Source organism: Sphingomonas sp. (assembly GCF_039595165.1).
Lineage (GTDB): Bacteria > Pseudomonadota > Alphaproteobacteria > Sphingomonadales > Sphingomonadaceae > Sphingomonas.
The window spans coordinates 1-3,111 of record NZ_JBCNMA010000201.1 but is presented as its reverse complement, the minus strand read 5'-3'; the positions used below and the strand labels follow the sequence as shown (position 1 = coordinate 3,111).

At 69.5% G+C, this 3,111-nt stretch carries 3 protein-coding genes and 1 pseudogene; 1 reads left to right on the top strand and 3 read right to left on the bottom strand.

The window, feature by feature from the left end:
* Positions 1 to 567: pyridoxal-phosphate dependent enzyme (locus tag ABDV68_RS18685; RefSeq protein WP_343521597.1), on the bottom strand; the 567-nt coding region annotated here is incomplete at its 3' end.
* Between the two features lie 80 nt (positions 568 to 647).
* Here ABDV68_RS18685 and ABDV68_RS18680 point away from each other — a divergent pair.
* Positions 648 to 2,342 carry an amidohydrolase gene (locus tag ABDV68_RS18680; RefSeq protein WP_343521598.1) on the top strand — a complete coding sequence of 565 codons (1,695 nt, stop codon included), beginning with the start codon at positions 648 to 650 and terminating at the stop codon, positions 2,340 to 2,342.
* 6 nt (positions 2,343 to 2,348) lie between these two features.
* On the opposite strand, the gene ABDV68_RS18675 is transcribed toward ABDV68_RS18680, so the two are convergent.
* Together ABDV68_RS18675 and ABDV68_RS18670 are read right to left on the bottom strand one after the other, a co-directional pair.
* Positions 2,349 to 2,909, bottom strand: a complete 561-nt coding sequence (locus ABDV68_RS18675) for a DUF1697 domain-containing protein (protein WP_343521596.1) — start codon at positions 2,907 to 2,909, stop codon at positions 2,349 to 2,351.
* Between the two features lie 85 nt (positions 2,910 to 2,994).
* Positions 2,995 to 3,111 (bottom strand): annotated as a pseudogene (locus ABDV68_RS18670) (DNA-binding response regulator); the annotation flags it as partial.

Below are 3,111 nucleotides of genomic sequence, written 5' to 3'. Positions count from 1 at the left end.
CCAGGTTGCAGATGTGTACGTGTCGATCGCGGGCGCATCGGCCAGCATCTCGAGCGCGACGGTGCCCTGGCCGGCGATGATGCGGGGATCGTCGAAGGGATGGACGAAGGTGTAGCCGTTCGACGCCTCGAGCTGGCGGGCATGGGCATAGGCCTCGTCGAAGGTCTCGCCCTCGAGGATCACCGAGGCGCCATGGCCCTCGGTCTGCATCACCTTCACCGTCGGCGTCGGCCTGGGCATCACGATCGTGACCGGGATGCCGAGACGGTTGCCGTGATAGGCGAGGCCCTGGGCATGGTTGCCGGCCGAAGCGGCGATCACGCCCTTCGCCCGCGCCGCATCGTCGAGCTGGAGCAGGGTGTTGAGCGCGCCGCGCTCCTTGTACGCCGCGGTGAACTGGAGATTCTCGAACTTGAGCCAGACCTGCGCGCCGGTGAGGTCCGACAGCGTCTTGCTGTGCAGCGTCGGCGTGCGTACCACCGCGCCCGCAATCCGTTCCGCCGCGGCCTGGACGTCGGCGAGCGTGACGGGAAGCGAATGCGGGGCGGGTGCTGCTTGAGTTGCCATGCGGGGGCCGTAGACCATCTGGCGCGGCGGGGGAACACCGCCTATTCGCATTCGCAATGAAGCGCGGCTTGAGCGCCGCCATGCCGGAGAACCCTGTGCGCCTTCCCGTTTCGCTCGCCGCTGCCCTCTCGCTGCTCCTCGCTTCCCCTGCCTTCGCCGACGCGCTGGTCGAGAATGTCGACGGGATGACACTCGACGAGAAGGGCGACGTCGTCCGCTTCAACGGCATCGTCATCGGCAGCGACGGCAAGATCGTGAAGCTGCTCAAGCGCGGCGACAAGCGGCCCGAGCGGCCGGAGTGGAAGGAGGATTTGAAGGGCCGCACGGTCATCCCGGGCATGATCGACGGGCACGGCCATGTCATGGAGCTGGGCTTCCGCGCGCTGGCGCTCGACCTGTCCGCCACCAGCTCGCTCGCCGAGGCGCAGGCGGCGATCCACCGCTATGCGCTGGAGAATGCGACGCGGCCGTGGCTGACCGGCGGCGGGTGGAATCAGGAGGCGTGGAAGCTCGGCCGTTTCCCGACCGCGGCGGACCTGGACACGGCGACCGGCGACAAGCCGACCTGGCTGGTGCGCGCCGACGGCCATGCCGGCTGGGCGAACAGCGCGGCGATGAAGGCGGCGGGGATCACCGCCGCGAGCAAGTCGCCGCCGGGCGGACGGATCGAGCTGGTCGCGGGCAAGCCCGGCGGCGTGTTCATCGACGCCGCGATGAGCCTGATCGAGAAGGCGCTGCCCAAGCCCACGCCGCGCGACCGCAACGCCGCCTTCATCAAGGCGCAGGACATCTTGCTCGCGACCGGCGTCACCGCCAGCGCGGACATGGGCACCACCCTCGACGACTGGATGACCTATCGCCGGATGGGCGACCTCGGCATCCTGCGGATGCGCATCATGAGCTATGGCGCGGGCGTCGACACCGCGCTGACGGTCGGGGGCAGCGGGCCGACGCCGTGGCTCTATGGCGATAAGCTGCGGATGGGCGGGATCAAGCTGGTGGCGGACGGCGCGCTGGGCTCGCGCGGGGCGTGGCTCAAGGCGCCCTATGCCGATGCGCCGGGCAATGTCGGGCTGCCCTTCCTGTCCGACGCGCAACTGCTCAACATGATCGCGCGCGGGGCGATGGACGATTTCCAGCTCGCGATCCACGCGATCGGCGACCGTGCCAACCAGCAGGTGCTCGACGCGATCGACGAGGTTTCCGACACCTATAATGGCGACCGGCGCTGGCGGATCGAGCATGCCCAGATCGTCGATCCCGCCGATCTGCCGCGCTTCGGCAAGCACGGCATCATCGCCTCGATGCAGCCGGTGCACCAGACCAGCGACCGGGTGATGGCCGAGGCGCGGGTCGGGCCGGCGCGGCTGGCGGGCGCCTATGCCTGGAAGACGATGCTGGCCAACAAGGTGCGGCTGGCGTTCGGATCGGACTATCCGGTCGAGAGCCCGAACCCATTCGCCGGCTGGGCGGCGGCGTTCACCCGCCAGGACGCGCAGGGCCAGCCGTTCGGCGGGTGGCGGCCCGAGGAGGCGGTGAGCCGCGAGCAGGCGTGGCGCGCCTTCACCATCGACGCCGCCTATGCCGGGTTCGCCGAAAAATTGTTCGGGCGGCTGGCGCCGGGGCTGCGCGCGGACTTCGTCGTGGTCGACCGCGATCCGCTGCTCGCCTCGCCGACCGAGCTGCGCGGCACGGTGGTGCTGGAGACCTGGGTCGGCGGCGAGCGGGTGTATCAGCGCGGGCGGACGGAGCGGCGCGAGGGCGAGGGGCGGTAGAGCAGGCTAGGGGCGATCGCGCTCGCCGGCGATCATCTCGTCCAGTCGCCGGACGGTGTTCCAGTTGCGCACCGTACCGGGGCCGAGGCGCTTGGCTGTCAGTTGCGCGGCCAGTCGCGAGCGGACCGGGTCCTGCTCGAAATGCACCCATAGGTGGCCGCCCACCAGCATCAGTCGCTCGCCTTGAGTCGCGTAAGGCATCAGGCGCTCAAGGTCCGCGTCATCCAGCGGCTTGCGCATGACCCGCAGCGCGACCCGTGTGCCGTCGCGCTTCGCTTCCTCGGAGAAGGGGTTGCCGGCCGCCAGCTTTCGCCAGCGCGCAGCGGTCGTCACGATGGTGTCGACATGCCGGCCGAAGCGTTGGGCGAAGGCGGTTTCGAGCCGCCTTTCGAGCTCCCCGACCCTGACGCGCTCGCTGTCGAACAGCGCATTGCCGGTTGCGAGCAACGTTCGCGGGCGTTCCAGCCCGATGCGCTCCATCATCTCGCGCCACTCGGCCATCACCAGCCGGCGGCCATCGCCGATGGTGATGCTGTGGAGAAGGGCGACGTAGGATGCCAAGGTCATGCCCCGCGATCATGCGTTGGCGAAAAAAGACGGCCGCGGCATCCTGTCGGAGCCGCGGCCGCTTCCGGGTAACTCTTGACTGCTCTCAGGCGACGGCGCTGATCGGCACCGCGACCTCGTCCGCCTCGCGCAGCACATAGCCGCGGCCCCAGACGGTCTCGATATAGTTCTCGCCGTCGCATGCCATGCTGAGCTTCTTGCG